This is a genomic window from Neisseria sp. P0001.S005 (assembly GCF_051963715.1).
The window spans coordinates 1-230 of the sequence record NZ_JBQCTZ010001109.1 but is presented as its reverse complement, the minus strand read 5'-3'; the positions used below and the strand labels follow the sequence as shown (position 1 = coordinate 230).

Below are 230 nucleotides of genomic sequence, written 5' to 3'. Positions count from 1 at the left end.
GGCATAGCGGAACTTACGGTGTAGCGTGCCGAAGCTTTGTTCGACCACATAACGGGTTTTCGACAAATACCGGTTGCGCTTGGTTTGCGCTTCCGTCAGCGGACGGTTGCGGTGGGCTTTGCGCATAATACCGTCCTGCAGTTGATGCTCTTTCAGATGTTGCCGGTTTTCCTCACTGTCATAGCCTTTATCGGCATAGACGGTCGTACCTTTGGGCAGTCCTTCCAACA

The 230-nt window shown here is 53.0% G+C and carries 1 protein-coding gene; it reads right to left on the bottom strand.

Features of this window, described 5'->3' with window-relative positions:
- Positions 1-230: transposase (locus ACTHSP_RS24230; RefSeq protein WP_440347248.1), on the bottom strand; the 230-nt coding region annotated here is incomplete at both ends.